General features: G+C 45.0%; 26 protein-coding genes. 23 read left to right on the plus strand and 3 right to left on the minus strand.

Annotated elements, in window-relative coordinates:
• The first annotated feature begins 136 nt into the window (after window positions 1–136).
• Together FKN16_RS19395 and FKN16_RS19400 are read left to right on the plus strand one after the other, a co-directional pair.
• Window positions 137–1,810: a portal protein gene (locus tag FKN16_RS19395; protein ID WP_170903393.1), complete on the plus strand. Its 1,674-nt coding sequence runs from the start codon at window positions 137–139 to the stop codon at window positions 1,808–1,810.
• 13 nt (window positions 1,811–1,823) lie between these two features.
• Window positions 1,824–2,777: a hypothetical protein gene (locus tag FKN16_RS19400; protein WP_042522720.1), complete on the plus strand. Its 954-nt coding sequence runs from the start codon at window positions 1,824–1,826 to the stop codon at window positions 2,775–2,777.
• Between the two features lie 91 nt (window positions 2,778–2,868).
• Here the strand turns inward: FKN16_RS19400 and FKN16_RS19405 are convergent, their stop codons facing one another.
• Window positions 2,869–3,222: a hypothetical protein gene (locus FKN16_RS19405; RefSeq protein WP_131815239.1), complete on the minus strand. Its 354-nt coding sequence runs from the start codon at window positions 3,220–3,222 to the stop codon at window positions 2,869–2,871.
• A 551-nt stretch (window positions 3,223–3,773) separates the two neighbouring features.
• Between FKN16_RS19405 and FKN16_RS19410 the strand changes: the two genes are divergently transcribed.
• From FKN16_RS19410 to FKN16_RS19500, 19 genes are all read left to right on the plus strand, one after another.
• On the plus strand, window positions 3,774–4,694 hold the full coding sequence (locus tag FKN16_RS19410) for a hypothetical protein (protein WP_170903394.1): 921 nt from the start codon (window positions 3,774–3,776) through the stop codon (window positions 4,692–4,694).
• 89 nt (window positions 4,695–4,783) lie between these two features.
• Window positions 4,784–5,860 carry a replication initiation protein gene (locus FKN16_RS19415; RefSeq protein WP_024703815.1) on the plus strand — a complete coding sequence of 359 codons (1,077 nt, stop codon included), beginning with the start codon at window positions 4,784–4,786 and terminating at the stop codon, window positions 5,858–5,860.
• Between the two features lie 2,307 nt (window positions 5,861–8,167).
• The gene (locus FKN16_RS19420; protein ID WP_033905417.1) at window positions 8,168–8,599 is read left to right on the plus strand and encodes a hypothetical protein; all 432 of its coding nucleotides are present in this window, start codon (window positions 8,168–8,170) and stop codon (window positions 8,597–8,599) included.
• A complete protein-coding gene (locus FKN16_RS19425; RefSeq protein WP_033905416.1) occupies window positions 8,574–8,876 on the plus strand; it encodes a helix-turn-helix transcriptional regulator in 303 nt (100 codons plus the stop codon). The genes FKN16_RS19420 and FKN16_RS19425 overlap by 26 nt, the downstream gene beginning before the upstream one ends.
• A 3-nt stretch (window positions 8,877–8,879) precedes the next feature.
• On the plus strand, window positions 8,880–9,371 hold the full coding sequence (locus FKN16_RS19430; protein WP_033905415.1) for a single-stranded DNA-binding protein: 492 nt from the start codon (window positions 8,880–8,882) through the stop codon (window positions 9,369–9,371).
• Between the two features lie 3 nt (window positions 9,372–9,374).
• Window positions 9,375–9,674, plus strand: coding sequence for a hypothetical protein (locus FKN16_RS19435; protein ID WP_033905414.1), 300 nt, complete (start codon window positions 9,375–9,377; stop codon window positions 9,672–9,674).
• Between the two features lie 87 nt (window positions 9,675–9,761).
• Window positions 9,762–9,986 (plus strand): hypothetical protein, encoded by a 225-nt coding sequence (locus FKN16_RS19440; protein ID WP_199266778.1) that lies wholly within the window; start codon window positions 9,762–9,764, stop codon window positions 9,984–9,986.
• 2 nt (window positions 9,987–9,988) lie between these two features.
• Window positions 9,989–10,717 carry a VRR-NUC domain-containing protein gene (locus FKN16_RS19445; protein ID WP_048626743.1) on the plus strand — a complete coding sequence of 243 codons (729 nt, stop codon included), beginning with the start codon at window positions 9,989–9,991 and terminating at the stop codon, window positions 10,715–10,717.
• A 26-nt stretch (window positions 10,718–10,743) separates the two neighbouring features.
• The gene (locus FKN16_RS19450; RefSeq protein ID WP_017634077.1) at window positions 10,744–11,442 is read left to right on the plus strand and encodes a hypothetical protein; all 699 of its coding nucleotides are present in this window, start codon (window positions 10,744–10,746) and stop codon (window positions 11,440–11,442) included.
• Window positions 11,443–11,562: 120 nt separating this feature from the next.
• The gene (locus tag FKN16_RS19455; RefSeq protein WP_170903395.1) at window positions 11,563–11,832 is read left to right on the plus strand and encodes a hypothetical protein; all 270 of its coding nucleotides are present in this window, start codon (window positions 11,563–11,565) and stop codon (window positions 11,830–11,832) included.
• Window positions 11,811–12,134: an HU family DNA-binding protein gene (locus tag FKN16_RS19460; protein WP_052484255.1), complete on the plus strand. Its 324-nt coding sequence runs from the start codon at window positions 11,811–11,813 to the stop codon at window positions 12,132–12,134. The genes FKN16_RS19455 and FKN16_RS19460 overlap by 22 nt, the downstream gene beginning before the upstream one ends.
• Window positions 12,134–12,430, plus strand: a complete 297-nt coding sequence (locus FKN16_RS19465) for an HU family DNA-binding protein (protein WP_170903396.1) — start codon at window positions 12,134–12,136, stop codon at window positions 12,428–12,430. Before FKN16_RS19460 ends, FKN16_RS19465 begins: the two co-directional genes overlap by 1 nt.
• Window positions 12,423–12,665, plus strand: a complete 243-nt coding sequence (locus FKN16_RS19470) for a hypothetical protein (protein ID WP_017634081.1) — start codon at window positions 12,423–12,425, stop codon at window positions 12,663–12,665. Before FKN16_RS19465 ends, FKN16_RS19470 begins: the two co-directional genes overlap by 8 nt.
• Complete coding sequence (locus FKN16_RS19475; RefSeq protein ID WP_170903397.1) at window positions 12,643–13,281, plus strand: DNA N-6-adenine-methyltransferase; 639 nt, start codon at window positions 12,643–12,645, stop codon at window positions 13,279–13,281. Before FKN16_RS19470 ends, FKN16_RS19475 begins: the two co-directional genes overlap by 23 nt.
• A 14-nt stretch (window positions 13,282–13,295) precedes the next feature.
• A complete protein-coding gene (locus tag FKN16_RS19480; protein WP_048626738.1) occupies window positions 13,296–13,781 on the plus strand; it encodes a hypothetical protein in 486 nt (161 codons plus the stop codon).
• Window positions 13,774–14,034: a hypothetical protein gene (locus FKN16_RS19485; RefSeq protein ID WP_033905410.1), complete on the plus strand. Its 261-nt coding sequence runs from the start codon at window positions 13,774–13,776 to the stop codon at window positions 14,032–14,034. The genes FKN16_RS19480 and FKN16_RS19485 overlap by 8 nt, the downstream gene beginning before the upstream one ends.
• A gap of 241 nt (window positions 14,035–14,275) precedes the next feature.
• Complete coding sequence (locus FKN16_RS19490; RefSeq protein ID WP_155396209.1) at window positions 14,276–14,440, plus strand: hypothetical protein; 165 nt, start codon at window positions 14,276–14,278, stop codon at window positions 14,438–14,440.
• An 82-nt stretch (window positions 14,441–14,522) separates the two neighbouring features.
• A complete protein-coding gene (locus FKN16_RS19495; RefSeq protein WP_048626736.1) occupies window positions 14,523–14,777 on the plus strand; it encodes an AbrB/MazE/SpoVT family DNA-binding domain-containing protein in 255 nt (84 codons plus the stop codon).
• On the plus strand, window positions 14,777–15,130 hold the full coding sequence (locus tag FKN16_RS19500; RefSeq protein WP_033905408.1) for a type II toxin-antitoxin system PemK/MazF family toxin: 354 nt from the start codon (window positions 14,777–14,779) through the stop codon (window positions 15,128–15,130). Before FKN16_RS19495 ends, FKN16_RS19500 begins: the two co-directional genes overlap by 1 nt.
• Before the next feature lie 467 nt (window positions 15,131–15,597).
• On the opposite strand, the gene FKN16_RS19505 is transcribed toward FKN16_RS19500, so the two are convergent.
• The gene (locus tag FKN16_RS19505) at window positions 15,598–16,113 is read right to left on the minus strand and encodes a metal-dependent hydrolase (RefSeq protein WP_074190795.1); all 516 of its coding nucleotides are present in this window, start codon (window positions 16,111–16,113) and stop codon (window positions 15,598–15,600) included.
• Window positions 16,110–16,505, minus strand: a complete 396-nt coding sequence (locus FKN16_RS19510; protein ID WP_033905407.1) for a hypothetical protein — start codon at window positions 16,503–16,505, stop codon at window positions 16,110–16,112. Before FKN16_RS19510 ends, FKN16_RS19505 begins: the two co-directional genes overlap by 4 nt.
• Before the next feature lie 308 nt (window positions 16,506–16,813).
• Here FKN16_RS19510 and FKN16_RS19515 point away from each other — a divergent pair, with 308 nt between their 5' ends.
• Both FKN16_RS19515 and FKN16_RS19520 read left to right on the plus strand, forming a co-directional pair.
• Window positions 16,814–18,208, plus strand: coding sequence for a hypothetical protein (locus FKN16_RS19515; RefSeq protein WP_033905406.1), 1,395 nt, complete (start codon window positions 16,814–16,816; stop codon window positions 18,206–18,208).
• Window positions 18,201–19,697: a hypothetical protein gene (locus tag FKN16_RS19520; RefSeq protein ID WP_017634087.1), complete on the plus strand. Its 1,497-nt coding sequence runs from the start codon at window positions 18,201–18,203 to the stop codon at window positions 19,695–19,697. Before FKN16_RS19515 ends, FKN16_RS19520 begins: the two co-directional genes overlap by 8 nt.
• Window positions 19,698–19,783: the final 86 nt, after the last annotated feature.

Consider the following 19,783-nt stretch of genomic DNA (forward strand, 5'->3'; position numbering starts at 1 on the left):
TTGAACTTTGACTAAAAAAATTTAACGCATAGAACATCAATCATTTATTAGCGTATTGGTCACATTGACGCGATGCGCTATCATCCAAGATCATCCCCATCCCTGTAGAAAGCGCCTCAACTAACCGAGGTCGCACATGTCGCAAAACAAGGCATCAATTGGGCTAGCGACAGCTTTAAAACAAGCGTTCCCTTTCTTTAACGAGAATGACGATAAAGAGAGCGGGATCAGTTTTGAATCTGGCGCTGGATATACGGGATCGCCATTCCACGATCGCGAAAACCAATTAGATGAAAGCAACGGCGCTCTGACCAATGACGGTCGAAAAAGCTCAGACCGCTTTTTTCTGCACAAACTGCCGAAAGATCGCTTCATGCTATATCCGATACTCAAGGAGATGGCCGAGGACAGCACGATTGATGCCGCGCTCAATCTGCACCTTGGTCACGCTCTTTCGGTATCAAACGACAATGGCATGGCTGTGTATCTTCATCCAACCGATGAGAAGTACGCCGAGTACGTAGGCCGTCTTAACCGAGAGTTGCTAACTCCAATCAACGAAAACCTAATGAACTGGACGTATTCAACGCTGGTTTATGGGGTTAACTATGTTCGCCCATACACGAAAGAGGGCGTGGGTATTACTCACTTTGAGGCCAACTACTACACGTTGCCAAACCAAATTCGTGAGTACGAACGTTCGGGCGAGCTAGCTGGATTTACTGCGGAATATCTACAAACCAGAACGAACGGCGAACAGGTACGCCTTGCCGAGCCTTGGGCGCTTATCCCACTAAAAATGCCAATCTGGCGACCAGATATGGATATGCCGCCAGTTAACTACACTGGCCAGCGCTACTCACTTTATGACGATGCGTATTCACGCATGCCAATCGAGACGCAGAACTACGGCACATCCATTCTTCTTACCTGTTTTGAGGCTTGGTCGATGCTTCGCCAGTCCATTGCAGCGCTCGGCGCAAGTCGTGTAAATGCTTCACTTATCGACCGCATGGTAGCGGTAAACACTGACGGCTTAGATGCTGCGGGAGCTGCGGAATACATCAACATGGTCGCTGACCAGATGAAGCAAGACCGTCAAGAGGTGGTAGACCGTTCCCGTAAGCTAGGTTTCATTCCAACAGTCATCAACACGCTATTGCCCTTTATGGGTGGTGCTAAAGGTGGCTTACAGATCGATACCTTTACCACTGACCCAAATATCTCCCACATCGAAGACATTATGTTTCACCTTAAACGCTTAGCCGGAACGCTTGGCGTAGACCCATCCATGCTTGGGTTTGGTGATCTTCTTTCTGGTGGGCTAGGCGAGGGCGGTTTCTTCCGCACTTCTATTCAATCAGCACTACGCGCCAACCAAATCCGCGCAGCCGTGGTGGCGTTCGTTAAGCGCGCTATCGACATTCACACCATCTATCGAGACGGCAAGGTGTGGAACGACAACGATATGCCATTCGAGATCCGATTTAACTCTCTCAATACTGCTATCGAGCAAGAGAAGTCGGCGGCAATGGAGTCGCAAGCGAACTATGCAACCATGCTGACTACTGTGCTTGACCTTATCGAGCAATCCCCAATCAGCAAGTCTCCGAAACTCAAAAACCATCTTTATACGTCCGTTGTTGGCCTCGATTCCGAGCTGGCCAATGAAGTCATTTCCGAGCTCGCGGCTCAAGTGGCCAAGAACGACAAGATGATGGAATCCATTGGCATGACTAACCAAAGCGAAGCGGAACGATTCGTTAGAGACGTAGTTCTCGACCTACTAACCGAAATCCAAAGCCATTAATGGAGAAAAGAAAGTGACAGCAAAAGCACTTAAACAAGTATCCGACCGTTTCAGCCTATTCAATGACGGTCGAAAACTTAGCGCCAACAAGCGCAATTACATCATCAAAGCCGTGCAAGCGATGATCAACAGCCCACGAACTAAAGAGCTACTGCGACTAGGTGAGGCGTATGGTTACTATGGCCATCAATCCCGCCAACGCGCCAATAAGCTCTCAATCGGTGAAACTGAGGTGATCATGATTAATGGTCGTCCGGTTGTGGTAGAAAACGTGCCATCTAACCGCACAGTCTCTATCACCTGTTCAGATGACGGTATTGTTGAACACACTCAAGAGTTTTTAGATACCGACACAGGCCGTATTGCTTTAGGTTTGCACAATAGTCGTGCTGGTGGTTGGAGCTGGGCGACTGGTGGCCAAGATACACGCGAGGCATCGATCACTACTTCATATCACGGTATGGACTACGTATTGCAGCCGAACTATATCAGCCTAGACCATCCGGCCATGATGATGGAAAGTGCGAACAGCGAGCAAATGATCCTCGAATCGCTACAGGAACAAGGTTTTGATGAGGAATCCGCGCGTAATATCTACGCGAACATGACTCAACAGACCAATGTTGAGCTTGTCGGTGATCTTACTAACCAGCTTATGTACCTAGAAAGCGTGAACACAGATTTGCGTGAAAAGGTAGAGCAAAACGCTAAGGCAACCTCGATGCTGCTTGATGTTGTGGACTCTTTACCTATCTATGTGACCGATGCGCAGCGCAAAGCGATCGCCAACATGGCCAGCAAGGAAGATCATCAAGTGGTGCGAGCTATGTTTGAGTCGCTATGTTCCCGAAAAATGGCGACTTTACCGACAAATAGCTATGTTCCAGTAGAGCAAAAAGTGAGTGTTGCGCCTCAAATTAAACAGCAGTTCGTCAACTTCGGATCTTCGGCACGAAAATTCCAATAAGCTGATCAATCAAAAAGCGCCACCAGCGATTAGCAATCAAGTACAAAAAACAGTCAATTTAATCGAAAATTCTGGTGGCCAATTCGGAATATCATAAATCACTAGGAGCGACAGGACGCAAGTAGAGTTTATCTTTCTTAAAGTGCGTAGGTCGCCAGTCCCAACCAGCGATAGATACGCTATCTCGCGCGCCAGCAATATACGACACTGAGCGCAAAACATTGATACCCTTATCAAAGTTAATCGCCTTGTCGGCCTTTAGAACGAGTCTACCGTCTTTTTGGCTATGCAAACCAAAGGTGCAACCGGAGATTGTTACTAACAAATCCAACGGTAGCACTGGTGCGTTCTTTTTCGGGAACTGTCGGCGCTTAAACTGTTGTTTTAATTGGTCAACTTGAGTTTCTAATTGCTGTTCAGCACTTGGTGGGGGAGTAAATTTCATCACAGAGTTATCCACAAAATTTATCGTGTTCGGAATACTAACACGCCTAAAAGGAGTTTAAATAGATAAAATTTTTGGTAAACTCTAGCGCCAGATGGTAACGCCCCTTGTTCGGAATTGCTTTGATATGGAGACTTGTTTGATCAACCATTTACGATCAATAATAGGGGAGTTTTTCTGTAATTAGATCATGGCGATGCCGTGATAGAGAGAAAGTGATTCGATTTCGGGCAACAGAAAATAAAAAAGCCCGCTTTGGCGAGCGGGCTTTCTTACTAAAATCGAGCTTTAAGCGGCAAACTTAAAGCGTCACGACAAACGAACTTAAGGAAAGTCATTATGCCGTAATGAATTAGACCGAAGCCTAATCAACTGAGACATTTTAGTTTGGCGACTAATGCCTCAAATAGTTAGTAATTAATTTAACAACTTAGATTGTTTTGAGCACCAATCTTAGCGAGCGTTAAAATTACACAACACAAGACAGGTGTAATTATAACGTTCAAAGAGATCGGTGGCAAATTTTTGCGCCTTTTTTTTGAGCAAATTTTATGCAAATTACACCACTTTTGCTGAATCCTCGTTACTGGAAGTCAGGATTCAGAACACAAGCTTCCAATATCAAAGCCAATAAACCATTGGCACAACGTAAGCTTGCTTGCCTACTAGAAACTATCTCAAGCTTTATCCTTAAGCATGGTCACACTTGCTTTGCTTCAAGCGATACCTTAGCGCGCACCTACAACGAGAACTGTCACCGTTACGGTTGTAAGCCAATCATAAAGCGCACTATTGATAATTACATCAAAATAGCTAAAGAACTTGGCCTGATCGCTTATGGACAGCCAAAGCGGAACGATCACACAGGTCAGAATCAACGTCACATCACTCTATGCGTTGATGGCATCCAAAACATGTTCACTGGTGCATACAAATACGCGCTACAAGCGGCAGAGAAGTTTTGTAATAGACAAAAATTGCATTTAGGGGGGGCTTCTGTGGAAAAACCTCTTGAGGCCAGTTCTGACAAGGCTTGCGAGCAATCAGACAAAAACAAAAATTGCAGCATAAATACAAAAGATCTCTCTACAGAGAGTAAAAATAAAATTAATAACGGTATCCCATCTGATTCTTGGTTTTTGAAAATCTTCAAACGTGACGCAGATGAAGTAAAACAACTTCAATTAGCTGCTAAGCAAGGCCGCCTATCAGCTAGTGGAGCTCGTCGTGTTATCAAGCTGTACAACAAGCACCAACAGCCTTTAGCGCCTAAGTTCGTGTCATACCTTAAGTTTGTGATTGCTAGCTGGCACAAAAAGGCTGCAAGCGCCGTGAAAGCTAGCGTGAACAAGGTTCGTGATACAGCTACCATACTAGCAGAGTACATGAACACCATTTCCGAGAAAGAGTCTCAAGGCTTGGTTGAATACTATCGTGACGCAGTAGGGCGAGTACAAATCAGGTATCTGTAATCACTGCTTGATGTGAGTATTTCTATACATGCGCGACCTAAAATGTGTCATAATTACCTAAATCTTGTTATTTATGGATATGCATTTGCATGAGTGATGAAGAATATTTCTACCCTGCGGTAAGCGATAACCTCCCGAAACATATCAAAAAAGGCCATCAACTGGTCTTTAGTCGTCAAGATCTATCCGCTAGGGAAGCTGATATGTTTGCGTTGATGATTGCACATATGAAACCAAACGACTGGGATCAGAAAACACCACACTATGAATTTACTTCACATCAATTATCAGAGTGGTTAGGTGTTGAGTCTAAACATATCGGTAGCAACTTAAGTCCAGTAGCGAACCGCCTAGCTAGTCGAAAAATCGGGATAAAGGTGGAAACCCCGAAAGGTGATATTGAATTCGACTATAGACCTCTTTTTAAACATATCGCTTATAAACACGGCATACTTACGATGGTTCCTAACGATATGCTTAAACCAGAGTATATTGAATATAATCAAGGATTTGCTCTGATTAACACTCGCAATTTCTTTGAGGTAAAAAAGGAGTACTCTAAGCGCTTGTACGAACTGCTTAGTCGTTTCAAAGACAAGGGCTTTGAAATGCATGCGCAAAAGCTTAGTGAACTGAAAGGAATATTTGGGCTTTTGGACGAATCAGGGAAGCTGAAAAAAGATAAAAGTTCCTTCAAAAACAACAGCGTATTTATGAAACGTTGTATCCGGGAAAGTATTAAAGAACTTTCTGAACATCCTCAGATTAGCAAAGAGCTTCTATTTTTAGAAAGTAGCCAGGGTGATAAGGGGTTTGAGGTTGTAAAGAAAGGTAGAACCATTACAGGAATCAAGTTTCTCTTCCGGTGGGTTAAGCTAGGTTCAATTGATGAACTAAATCAACACGATGCTCTAAAGACAATTCGACAACTCGAATTGAAAAGGCTTCAAAACCAAGTCAGACTCACCGAGTCTGAACTAGAATCACTTGCCATCGCGTACCGCTATGTGGGTAAAGAAGACCACGCTCTTAAAGTTGAAGATAGCTTGTCAAAACGATACTCAGAAAAAGAGCAACAAAAACATGATGATGGAATACATGAACTAGAGTCGTTAATGGAAAAGATAGATACCCTTTCAGAACTAACCGATACTCACGATTACTGATAGCTAACAAGTTTTAGGTCATGCGCTCTATAGATGACATTTTTTAGGTTGAAATGAGCTATGTGACACATTTTAGGTATGTAAGCGAGAATCCGACGTGATCATTGACTCGAAAGTAAAAAAAACCGAACAAGACTTCGATATAACCATCTCACACACCTAAAATATGTCATTTAAGAAAATAAACACCTAAAATATGTTACCCAATCACCTGATATATGATCACTTTCACCTAAATTATGTTGCATTAAAGCCTGTAAGAAGATCACAAACACCTAATAAATGATCAATTAAACCTAGATCTTGTTACTCAAAGACCTAAAAAAAGATCTTTAAAAGATTTAAAGCCCATTAATATCAATAACTTACAATTCCTATAGATCTTATAGATCTATAGTTACCATAGATTAATATAGTTAAATATAGATCTTTATAGCGTATGTGGATAACTGGAAAATCAAAGATTTACACAGTTTCCCACATACACAACAAGTTTTTGTTGTTTAGATGAGTTAATGATCCTAGCTATAGACAACGGCGTGCTACAAGTAGTGGTAGGTCAATTTCCAATCTAGCTTATAGTAGCAGGGACTATGAAAGGCAAATTGGGCTGGCATAACCGAATAGCGATCGCATTTGTGTGAGTTCTTGACAAAAACACGAATTGACAGGAAATATTAATTGTTGGATAGTTGTAAGTGTGCTCTAGAAGCAACAATGTACTTCTAGAGCTGCGTTGGTTAACCGAATAGTGCTTGCACTATAACGGCGACTAGATTGATTATCGCTATAAGCAGTTCAATTAAATTTACCATTTGTTCCCCTGATAAGGCTCATGGTGAAAGACAACGCACAAGGGTTTTTAATGGCGGCCACCATTGATTACCCGTATGCACGAAGTGAAGCTTTCTAGCTGCTTCGAGCTTGGTTGGTGATTACATAATTACCTCCTAATTAAAGGTTGGGTTCTTCGAATCCAGCCTTTTTTTATATTCTTCACACCATCAAGGTTATTAGGAAACGTTTTGTTCCAAGTCGTGCTGTGCCTAGTATTCCAGACTTTTTGCCAATTTTGCAAACGCCCAAACGCCCAAACGCGTTGGCTATCTGTTTCGGGTTTAGGAGCATGAAAACTCCCAAGTCCTTATGTCCCATTGTTATCAGATAATTCCCCTCTCATAAAGAAACGCTTTGAAAAATATTCATTTCTCTACATGAATCGGGATATGAGCAAGATTTTTATCCAATAATTCATGTTCATTTTCCGTTTCTGCTTGATGCCAACCTCAAAAGAAAGTTGCCGCTTCCAGCAGATGGGTTAACGCATTCAATGTATTGCTGTTAACTCATCTTATCCTGTTAAAAACAAAAATGCTTCCCCGTACAACTTAAGTGGCTAAGCTTCCTATCATTTTGGCCAGTTTTTGCTCACTAATTTCCAATTAGCCTAAGTGTTGACAGTATTAAACTCAACTAATTGACGGTGATAAGACGCTAAACGCTCTGGTATCACGTAAGGCGTTTTTTTTCACTATACACTTGCCAAATTTGCACCCCAAGTGCATTGAAAACCTAATAATCAAAAATCGACATTAACTTAAATCGGCGATGTATAACATCCAGTTTGATCTTTGATCTGTATAAAGTTGCTATGTATTCAATATAAATATAATTTGTTTAAAGTGAAGTGATTTACCTTCCACCAATCATGTTTCGTAGTTAATACGACACTTATTGTTATATTGGTTGTGGTTTTTGGTTGTGGTTTTTGTTGCTGGTGGGTGTTTGGTAGGTTTCCGAACGGTAAGCGCTTGCTCTATGAGTGGGCGCTTTTTTATGCCGTAAATTCTTGAATGTTCGGATTGAGTGTTGAGCCGAAAAAAAGCTTCGAGTTTCCCCGAAGCTTTCCATTACTCTTATCCCGATAGCTAAACGTATTCGTCTATGCGAGGTGGATTTTATCATCATCCACTTTAAAAAGAGAACTGTTAAACTTACTAAGTAGCTTATATAAATGGATTTTCCACTTTTTACACAAGTCATATAGGTTGTTCTGACCGTTCTTAATTGCATTGGCCAAAGCGAAGTCTAAGACGCTATTCGAGGTGTTGGTCATGTACTCTTTAACGTCTGCTTGGATTTGGTCGTGAACTTTTTTGCTGTTGTTCTATGACATTTGCTGATTCCTAATATGAGCCTGTTTGCTTAGACGAAAATACATCGTTTCGGTTTTTGTATCAATACTTTTTGCATTGTTTTTTGAGTGGTTTTATACTCTAAATAAAAATTACGTGTTCGGAATGGAAGGTGGGTAAGGGAATTTCTGAAATTAAGCGTTCTCAACTGGAACAACGGCAAAGAGAGCGAGACGAAAGTTCACCATCAATCCTGGATACATTCGAGGGCATAGAGCTTACGGACGAACGCGAAGCTCTGGCGAACCGGTTACAAGATGCCGATGTGACATTGGACGACAAACCGGATCGCTGCCCGACTTGCAATGGCACAGGTTACACCAAGTCGTTATTTAGCAAGTGGGAGTGCTGTAGCTGTTTTGGGACTGGTTACGACCTTTCCGAACCGGTTGCCGTTATCAAGTGGCAAAAGCTCTGCCTCGATTGGTCAAAGAATCGGTTATATGAATATCGCGTTGCATTGATTAAGGGGACTACAACCGAGGAAGAACGACTAGCAAGTGAAGTGGAGAGCTTCTATGAAAAAGCGAGACGCAAAGACTAAACAGGCCGCTCGAATCCAATCGCTTGAGTATCGACAGCAACGTGCAGCGCGAATCAAGCGATCGAGACGGCATGCAGATTTAACCATACTCGAAATGAGCAGGTTAATCGGGTTATCACCAGACACTTATCGAAAAATCGAGAATGGCGAAGTGAACCCAAGGGTGCAAAACCTAGAACTGATAGCGGTCTACACAAGTACAGACGTGGGTTATTTGTTCTTTGGTGATGCGATTTCTAACAGAGACGAAGCGGTAAAGAGAGATACCGGAGAATAACGAATGGCTTCAAGAGGCATTAACAAGGTCATTCTGGTTGGTAACTTGGGGTCAGATCCCGAAATCCGATACCTGCCAAATGGCGGCGCAGTAGCGAATATCACGATCGCTACATCCGAAACTTGGCGCGATAAAGCGACAGGGGAGAACCGAGAAAAAACCGAGTGGCATCGAGTGGTGTTGTTCGGCAAGTTGGCCGAAGTAGCGGGGGAGTTCCTACGCAAAGGGTCACAAGTTTACATCGAGGGTCAATTGCAGACTCGCAAATGGAAAGACAAGCAAGGCCAAGACCGTTACAGCACAGAGGTAGTAGTTCAAGGCTTTAATGGCGTGATGCAAATGCTTGGCAATAACCGAGCTGGTGGCCAGCAACAACAAGGCGGTTGGGATCAATCTCAACAGCAATACGGCGAGCCACCAATGGATTTTGACGATGAAATACCGTTCCAGAACGAGTTTCGTCATTACAAGATGCTGAGTTACGTGGCGGCTTGAACGGTGAGTAAGCAAAATTTAGCGTTAGCAACTCAAGACGACTTACTGATTGTATTGCGTCGAATGACCACTAAAGCGCTTATGGAAATGCGCGAGGCGACAGGCGAAACGGATTTTACGGACACACCAAGTGCTTTTTATTTCAGTAACCGTGCAATCGCGGCAGAAGTAAACGGGTGTTCGGGTCATGTGGCCGAACTAATCCAAGACAGCTACCTCGACTACGTTCACAAAGGTAGCGAAATACTGGTTTGGCTGGATGACTTAGAAGAACGCCTAGAGCGCTTTGCTAACCAAGAATAAAACACTTTAACCCTATTCCCTTATCCCAATTTTTGAGTAGTAGAGAAATTGCCCGATGAGCGATGTTTTTACTGTAGAGCTTCCTTGGTGCGCCAGCTACCCAAGGTGATCACGGCCTACCGAGCTATCAATGACGAATCCGAAATCGAAACCGCACTTTGTTGGACGCTATCTGAGGACATTGCTAAGCGTGTTTTCTCTCAAGGAGGCCGCCGCAAGGTGGTATCTAAGCAATTCATCAAGGACGAGGTTTTTGCCTACTTCAACCGCCGTAAGGAGCAAGAGATTTTAGTTGTACAAGGGCTTATCTAGTTATGGCCAAGGCACCACGATTCGATCACTCTTTCCTCGCAAACCAAGTCGCTAAGCGCAAGAAGTGGAAAAGCAAAGGCGTGAAAGCTGGCCACGGTGGCGACTTCAATATCGATGCAGCACTTAATGAGATTAACCGTTCTGTTAATCACATCATCAATCCGGCATCGATAAACGTCCCTAATACCGCGCTGGTGGATAAGTCGGAACTACCAGCTTGGCTTATCCGTATTCTTGAGAAAGACAATGACGTTGCGCGCGCTGCAACACAGAAGAAAGTGGAACTGGATTCACCACACAAAACGCGCCTTGCACAAGGGATTAAGCGCCCGAAAGAGTTTAACGACACGAAACTGGCCGAACACTGGTTACAGGTGCGTTTGTTCTACACGTTAGAGACGCAGTACAAGGATATTTACCCGCTGGTTTTCTCAATCCCTAATGGTGGCTACCGAACACCTAAAGCGGCTTCGATGATGAGCTATGAGGGACAAAAGAAAGGTGTGCCAGATATATTTTTTCCTATCCCGAGAGGGGTGTATCACGGGTTCTTTTTGGAGGTGAAAACGGAAAAAGGTCGCCCAAGTAAGGAACAACAGGAAAAGATAAAAATGTTCCAAAATCTAGGGTATTACGTGGTTGTGGCCAAGGGGTTTGATGAGTGCATTTGTCAAATTAATAGCTATCTCCAATTGCCAACATTTGATAACAAAACTAGACTAGCCGCATAAGTATATAAAAAGGGCTTAGTTATCTCATGTTAGCGAGTGAATATCACAGCATTGGCCAAAAGCCAGTTGATTTAGACGTGTTAGAAGCAACAAAGGTAGTCCGTAACTTCCTATGCGATTACCTTTACTATGACAAGTTGTTGCTAAGCTATGCTCCCGCAGGGGAATTTGGTAGCGCTCAAGCGTATCGTTGGCTTACTGGTGGTCATATTTGTGACTACGATGCTACTGGCGACACAATTGCACCAAGAGAGAAGATCAACTATCGAGTCATTAGAATGCTATTCGATGCTGGTCTAATCAAAGTAAAAACCAACATCCGAACGCCACATACTCGCTGCGTTATCTTTGAATGGGTTCGAGACATTAAGAAATATCGTCGTGAAATCCTCCGTACTAAAATCTTTGGCGAGAATGTGTACCTCACTAGCGCAATGATTGATGCTACAGCGGCACAATATGGTCTGACCGTGACGTTTGTCGGTGCGAGAGGGGTCTTTGAGATATTGGATGGTAATGGCAACTCAATCCCGAACGGCCAAGCCAAGAACACCTACATATTCATGAATAGTGTTGGTGAGCCTGTAGGCCGACTACGTGATATGTCCTATTGGGAATGGGAACAATACTTATACGACACAGCGACACGCGCCAAGCTGCGCAAAACGCCTCTCAAAGTTCGTGATGGCATGCGCAGCCACTTTTCGGAGTTCAAACGAGCTTAACGCCAATCCTTGATCATATTTCCACAAATGCCGCCTATATGGGCGGTATTTTTTTTGTGTTAAAAACAGAAGTTGTGTTCGGAATATTTACGGCGTGTTCGGAATGGTTATAATCGTCTCATGGCAGGACGCAAACCCAAGAAAAACGCCTTAACCCCTCAGCATCGCTGGAATCGTCATCTTGCCAAGATGGCTAGGTTTGACATTAAACGTCAATACTATCGCGCCAGCGCGACACAACGAGAGCAAATTAGGCGACTCCAAATAGAACTTGGCTGTAGCAGTCGAGAAGAACTGGTTCTTTACGCCATCAATCTTCTAGGCCAACAGCACGGAATTTATCTGAAAGATATTCAAGAGGACTTAGCGTGTCTAAACAAAAAGCCGTAGGTAAGCACGAACTGATCTCAGCAATGAAAAAAGAAACTGGCGCATTACGTGAAGAATGCGAGCTGGTTTTTGATGCCTTTATCGAAGAAATCTCAACTCAAACCATGATTGAGGGCAATGCTGTATTGCTTAGTGGTTTCGGTACGTTCGCACCTCGCCTTAAGAAAGCGCGAGCTGGCCGTAATCCAAAAACGGGAGCACCAGCGATTGTAGCTGCGCGAGACAAGCTGACTTTTAGTGCATCGGATGTATTCCGCGATGAGCTGGCAAACAAGGTAAACGAGATCAAGGGGGCACATTAATGAGCACACGCTTAAACCGAACTGACATTGAAAGAAACATTTCTAAGCGCCTTGGCTTAAAGCTTACTGGTGATGATGCAGAGCTGGTGGGCGATTGTCTGGACGCAATGATCAATCACATTCTGGTTGAGATTGCGAAAGGCCGTGAGGTGCGAATTCGAGGCTTTGGCCGTTTCCGTCACATAGAGCGTGAACGCACAACCATTAATCCGGCGACGAAAGAGCGCTTAGGTGTCAAAACCGAGCACAGCGTATTGTTCTCTGCTTACAAGGACATGGTACGCGTCCATGAATGATAGTAAGGCAATTGGGCTACGTGTCTTTATCGGCTCCGTTCGGCTACTGGCCATAACCATTGTGTTAGCGCTGGTGGCTGTTGTCGGTATTGGCACATACAGCTTTTATGGATTGGTGGTCTATCCAAAGATAGAGCGAGTGAAGATTGATTTGGACGCAGAACGCATCGAGCGCATTACTGTCGCGGCCAAGAGTGGGGAGAAGTCAGAGAATGGCGCACCTAGTCAAAAGTAAGACCGTCGAGGGCGCAAAGAACAAATGGGCGACTCGTTGGGACTGTTTCTTTGATGCTCAATTCCTCTTTCGACGTGATACCGGAAAAGAGTTTGTTTTAGATGTTGCCGCCGAGCCACAAACCGCCAAGGTGAACCGCTTCTACGTGGCTCCTGACTGGATTAACGAACAGCCGAGTGGATTCCCAAGCCTTAAGCTAAAACACAAGGCCGCTCAACTCCTAAACCCTGTTTGTGTTGGGTTCGATGGCCTACAAGGCGAATGGGAAGATGGCTGGTGGTGCAATCCCCCGTTTGACCTTAAGTTTGAGTTTCTGGAAAAGGCGCTAGAACAAGCCAGAAAAGGCCGTGACGGTATGATGCTGTTACCACATGAAGAACTCACAACGTGGTGGCTGGACTTGGTTGAGGGCTACGCCACGATGATTTACAAGCCGGATGGCCGTTACCCGTTCTATGAGACAGATGGGCACACCAAAAAGCAAGGTGTGAACTTCGGCAGTGCCTTAGTGCTCTTTACCGAGAAAGGTCTACAAACACCATCCATGCGCTTTAACCGTAAGGTAGGTAGAATGCACCTTACTGGTATCTACGAGCAAATCGCTAAAGTGGCTTAAGGGAGTGAGTCACTATGAGCATTCAATATCAGGGTCAATCGATGAGCGTGTACCGTCTCGCTCAGTTAACTGGCTATCCAATGACTTCCCTTTATCGCGCGTATCACAAAGGACTACGAATCGGAGAGAAACTACTGGCCGAGGCTACCAAGCACCTTGTGACCTACCAAGGCAAGGTAATGACCGCAAGACAGCTATGCGCCGCTACCGATACCAGTTACCGCCGAGTGCTAAGACGACTTAAGGCTTGCGTACCCGCTGAAAAGGCCGTCAAGGACAACGTAGACCGCCGAGGAAAGAACTGCGCATCCAAGCTATCCCCTAGCGAAGTTCTACGCATCTACGAGCTCTTATTCACTAAGCAGGTATGCCAACACACGTTAGCCGAGGAATACGGGGTGCACCAGTCCACGATTAGCGACATATGGCGACATAAACGTTGGGGATGGCTTACTGCTCCGCTTCGATACCAGTTAGAGGGGAAAGCAAGCTATGAGTAAACCAAGGGTCTATGTATTCACGCTTAAGGTGAAGAAAACGCGCCTAGTGACGGTACTTAGATTCAAACACCAATGGTTAGCCTACATGGCCATTAAGCATCTGAAAAAGCGATTCTGGTTTGCTGACCTACAGTTTAGGCAAATCACGCCTCTTAATGCGCTCTGGTACTTCTTTTTGATAAAGATTGGCTACTACGAAACACTCAAGAAAGCCACCAGCAAAAAGCGACAGAAACAATCTTTAAATTGGTAAAAATCACAAAATGAAATGCAAACTAATATTGTGATATGTTCGGAATGAGTTTAGTATTATCCCCATAGGACAGTGACGGATACGACTTCCTATACGGTGCGCTTGTTTAATAAGGTTGTGCAAGCGTTGTAGGGTAAAAACCTACAGGCTCCCAAAGAGGGCAAAGGGTTGATCTTCGAAAGAGGGTTAGCCCTTTGTTCTATCTATCCCCTACCAAAGAGCGCCTATATGAGTAGGCACTATGAGAAAAGTCCACGAACTATTCTGGCATCGCAAACACGACCGCATCCTTAAGCGAGAACTGGCCAAGGATAAGCTGTACACCAAAGAGCTGGATAACTCCCTACGCAAGATGATTCACGAGATAAACAATCACCTTAAGCAAACTGAAAGTAGTGTTGGCTAGGTGGTTATAACAAAGTTGACACTTTGAGTCAAAGGTATACAATATTATTGTTATAACATCGTACCAACATGAGAGGTGGATTATGCGTACTCAAGTGCGAAAAATAGGGAATAGCCTCGGTAACATCATCCCTGCTGCCTTTATCAAGCAATTAGGGCTAGCGGAGGGGGCGGATATTGAGGTTAAAACTGATGGTGGCAAGATAATCATTGAGCCAATCAAGCGCCCAAAAAAAAGCTTTCCATTTAGCGAAAAAGAACTATTGAAAGGTTTAGATGCAAATACGGCACACGCCGATGAGCTGGCAATAGTTTCAGGCAAGGAGTTAGGTGAATAATGGCGCAGTTTATTCCTAAACGAAACGATATTATCTGGCTCGACTTTGAGCCAACAAAGGGAAAGGAAATTGGCAAGTACCGTCCTGCGCTAGTGCTTTCCAGCAAAGAATATAACCAACAAACAGGATTACTCATTTGCTGCCCTATTAGCACCAGTATTCGCGGCCAAGCAACGGAAGTTCCCGTAAATAACCTAGATAAACCTTGTGTGGTTGCTTCTAGCTTAATCCAAACCCTGTCTTGGAAAGATCGCAAAGCCAAGAAGATTGCCACCGCTGAAAGTGGGGTTATGGAGGATGTTTTACTTCGCCTTATACCGCTAATCGGTGCAGACTCCTTGTTTGATGGATAACGTGTGCTTTGACTAGTGCTGATGGATAAAAAAAACACTTGAACTACGCATTCCGAACGGATAAATTTATTTATACGCGAGTTACATAGTTGCCATTGTGACGACCGTGTTTTCCTTTAAAAATCTTAGACAACTGTGCTCAAGCGCCTTTGGTTATTCCACTGGCGCTTTTTCTTGATTTTTCGAGGTAAATATCAATATAATTGCCTTGTTTTCGTGTGAAACGTACAGCTTCGGCGAGTGATTCAAAGAAGGTTTGCAAAAGAGCTGGTAGAAATACTGGCTCTTTTTTATGTGTCGCGTTTCAGCCTATTGAAAAGGCGTTTTTGATGTCCTATATTTACCTCGCTCGCAAGAAAATGGACGTGGATACTCCAAAATATAGATGGCCAATTGATTGGTTATTGAATTACCTGTTATTGACAACTCCTCAAAATCAAAAGGCCACGGTAAAACGTGGCCTTTTCTTATGTTAAAAACGTCATTTTTAACAAGTCTATTCGGAATAACAAAGGCCGTAAAAAGCCAACTAAAATACATGCTACCGAGAAAATGAATACGCATGTGGTTCGCTGGTGGCTCCCCGAAGCGAATAGATTCAAACAGTACTTATCAAATGGGGTAAAAATCGGCACTGGCTGGCGGTTTAGCACATCCCCAAGCCAATGCGAGATACAACCGCATCCAAATCCACACAGAATTGCACCTAGAATCGTGCTGGTGGCTTTTAACGCCTCAATGAGTACGAATGTATCCCCTATTGCCAAATGATAGCCATAAGCCGTTACAGCGAGCCATAACGAAAGGGTATGGGTGTAAGTTCGGTGCGGGATTCTGTCAAATTCAAGCCAGTCTGGTGCGCCCGAACCGCTTAAGCAACCAAGAAATGCCAGGATTGAATGCAGTGGTGTTGTGTCTGCCATTAAGGCGAGAGGAACGGGTGCAAAGCACAGTGCTCCCCACGCGTGTCCGGTTCGGTTCATTCTTCCTCGCAATGAACACAATACGCATAGACGATGGCACTCATCGCTATGGTTCGATTGCGGTAGTTGGTGGCCAATTCCTCGAACGTCTTTGCCACTTCGGGATCAATCCAAGGGCTAATTTGGCGTGTTCCTACAAGGTCGCCCTCTGTCACCTCGGGGTGCTTTTCTGGTAGCTGGTTCGGGTCAGTGTTGTTGATGGCCAATTGATATAGGTCAGTCAGGGTAATGCCGTTCTGTTCGCATTGTTCGCATGCTTTGGCGTGAGCAAGGCGTGAGATACGCGCTTGCAGTAGTGCTAAACCCTTTTCCCGCTGGCGAGTTCTAAACGTGGCTTGTCGCGCTTTGGTTTTGGCTTTGTGTCTGAATTTGATGCGCTCGGGTGCTTTCAAGGGGTATTCCTTTCATCACGTAGCGCGTTGTCTTGGGTATGGGGGAAAGGTGGCTAGTGAGATAACGCAGCCAATTACTATATTGTGCCGCAGAATCAATTGTACATAAGTAGCGTTACTCACTAGCTGGCCATGATTATATGCAGAAAATCGTTACTGTAAATACTATTTAATGTCGCGTTATTAAATTTTGTCTTTAAAGCCTTATTGACAATCAAATGGTTGTTTCATCTGGCTTCATCCTTGTTGTGATTGGCTCGATAAACTCTGTATTATTCCGAATGTAACGAAATAAGTGGAGTTTAACCGTGTCCGGCAAGATTGACTATCAGGCTCACCAACAGCAGTTTTGGGAGCAGTTAGAGAAGCAGCCGACTTTGACGCTGGCCGAGTATTGCGAAGCCAACGGACTAAAGTACGGCACCGCTAAGCGATATATAAAACGGCCAGCCAAAACGGGCGGCAAGTTCCAACCGTCCGTTATGCCAAAAATCAAAGCGAAAAAGACCAGTCAGGGCAATGACTGGCATTCCCTTTTGAAAGAATTTCTCGTGCGTGGCGCTCAAAACCCAACGCTCACGATGGCCGCTTTTGCGAAAGATAAAGGGGTGAACGGTGCGACATTGCGCCGCCAGTTTAATTCCATGCGATCGCTGCCCGAGTTTGATCGATTATTTGATCTTTACGATGAGCAATTAGCGAAATTTCAAGAAGCGAAAAACGACAAGAAGAAAAAAAGGGCTGATAAATCAAAGTCCAAAGAAGCGGGGGCAACTGCGCAAGCGCAAAGTGCGCAAGGCGATCGCGCGAAAACAGGAGGTATTGGATCACTGCGCAAGCCGCGATCAGTTGAGGGACTTTCGCAGTATTCCAGTGCTCAAGTGGGTCGCCCTGTTGTGCATGGTGGTTATGCCCGTAGTGCGGGTATTACTGGCGAAATCATGGATATTCTCATGGATACCGATCCGCTTTCGGTTTGCAACGAACTGATTATTGCCCGTTCGCAGTATTACCGAATGAATGAGACGTTAGCTAAACGCCTTAAAGAGATCGATGAAATGGAAGAAAGCGGAGACATTCCGCTCGATGACGAAAACCAGCCAGTAGACATAAACGCCATGCGTGACCGTCTCATCTTTGGCTATGGCACCAGATTGCGTGAACTGGAATTGAGTATTTCCACGATGGCCAAACAAGAGGCCAAGCGCTACATCGATTTGCGTAAACAGGAATACGCTGAATTGATGATGCCACACTTACTGCCAGCGGAAGAAACCAGCCTAGTAATAGAAATGCTTTCTCTGCGCACTAAGAACAACTGGACAGCCTTAGAGACGTGTCAGCAAATCGAGAAGTTAGGTGCACGTCCACCAGCAACGCTATTGCATGAAGCTAAGGTAGAGCTAGCGAACCTAGAACCAGAAGTAGAAGACACTGGTATCAGTGAGCAAGAGCTGGATGAGCTGTTTGATGACTACACGTTAGAGCAGATTGAGCAGCAAGATAACTGGCTACCTGCGCGCAAAGAAGAAGTAAACCGACGAATCAAAGAAGCCGAAGACCTAGAGAACGGCGTAGAACCTACCCTATCCCCATCCCAAATACAAAACGAAGCCGCTAAAGAGCAAGCCTATGATGACCTCGATAACGAGGGAGTGTCGGGGTTTGACGATGTAGACAGCTTCGAGGTACTTGGTGGCTAGACGAATAAAGAGCGTAACACAAGATCCCCGTTACCCTGCCCTAGTTAAGCGGTATCGCTATGACTGGAAACGCCTCGCTGTTGAGCTAGTCGGTAAGAAGCCGAGCTGGCAGCAGCGCAAAATCATTGATAGTGCTCAGCGTATTGGTGCGCGAACGACTGTCAGCTCTGGCCACGGTACAGGCAAGTCAGACATGACCAGTATCATGATCATTGCTTTCATGCTCTGTTTCCCCAATGCGCGTGTTGTGCTGGTGGCGAACAACGCGAGACAGGTACAAATCGGTGTATGGAAGTACCTAAAATCCAACTGGAACACGCTCTTACAAAAGCATGGTTGGTTACAGCAATACTTCACCATTACCGAGACAGCCTTTTTTGAAAACTCAGCAAAAGGTATCTGGCAAACCAGTGCTAAATCGTGCCGTATTGGTAACGAGGAAGCGCTAGCGGGTGAACACGCTAAACACTTGTTTGTTATTGTCGATGAGGCGTCAGGCGTCTCTGACAAGGCTTTTGGTGTGTTAGCGGGTGCATTGACCGAGAAAGATAACCGAATGCTGTTATTGAGCCAGCCAACGCGCCCTAGCGGCTATTTCTACGATACGCATCACCGATTAGCCGAGCCTAGTGGTCGATGGCGAGCCATCCGGCTTAACTCCGAGGAATCGCCGTTCGTAACCGTGGAATTTATCCTCGATAAGCGATTGGAGTATGGCGGTCGAGAGGCACCGGAATACCTGATTAAAGTACGTGGGGAGTTCCCAAGTTCCATTGCTGGCATGCTGCTTAGTCGGGATGCACTGGACAAAAGCGCAAGGCTCAACCTCGATATGCCCGATGGTTGGGGTTGGGCTGCGCTGGTGGACGTGGGTAATGGTCGTGACCGCTCGATACTCAATATCTGCAAGGTTTGGGGTCAACGCATGGAGCGCATCGTTAAGAGCGTGAAATTGCTTGAACAACCAAGCACGGTCGATCCGGTTCGGTTCGCTGACATTATCCATGCAGAGTGTAGTGAGGACTTGTACCCAAACATCACGATAGCAGTGGATAGTGACGGTGTAGGTTATGACACGGCGACTTGCTTAGAACGCTACGGACGGCGCGTACAGCGCATTCGTTGGGGTAAGAAGATGCACTCCACCAGCGATAAGCAGCGTTTCTTTAACCAGCGTGCGTATGCCAATGTTATGGCTCGGGATGCGATAAACCAAGGCCGCATGCAGATAGATAAGAACGTCAAGACGGCAGAACAAGGCAGTAAAATACCTTGTGCAATCAACGAGTCAGGCCAATGGGTAATGATGCCAAAACCGATGATGAAAGAGAAAATGAACATCCCATCACCTGACCGTTGGGATACATACTGTTTTTCTCAATTGGTAGATTATGTGCCGCACGAAATGGAAGTAACAGAGAGCATGCTAGAGTCTCGCAGTTCCGTAGAACAATGGGTACTGGAAGCGCTTGAATCGGACGATGCTTAATTCCGTTGGTGCCAACATATAAAAGTAATATGAAAAGGTGGCGATACCGTTAAATATCGCCACCAAATCACCAATCAAAGCGGAAC

Origin of the sequence: Vibrio sp. 11-4(1), from assembly GCF_013048625.1 — a bacterium.
Lineage (GTDB): Bacteria > Pseudomonadota > Gammaproteobacteria > Enterobacterales > Vibrionaceae > Vibrio > Vibrio diabolicus.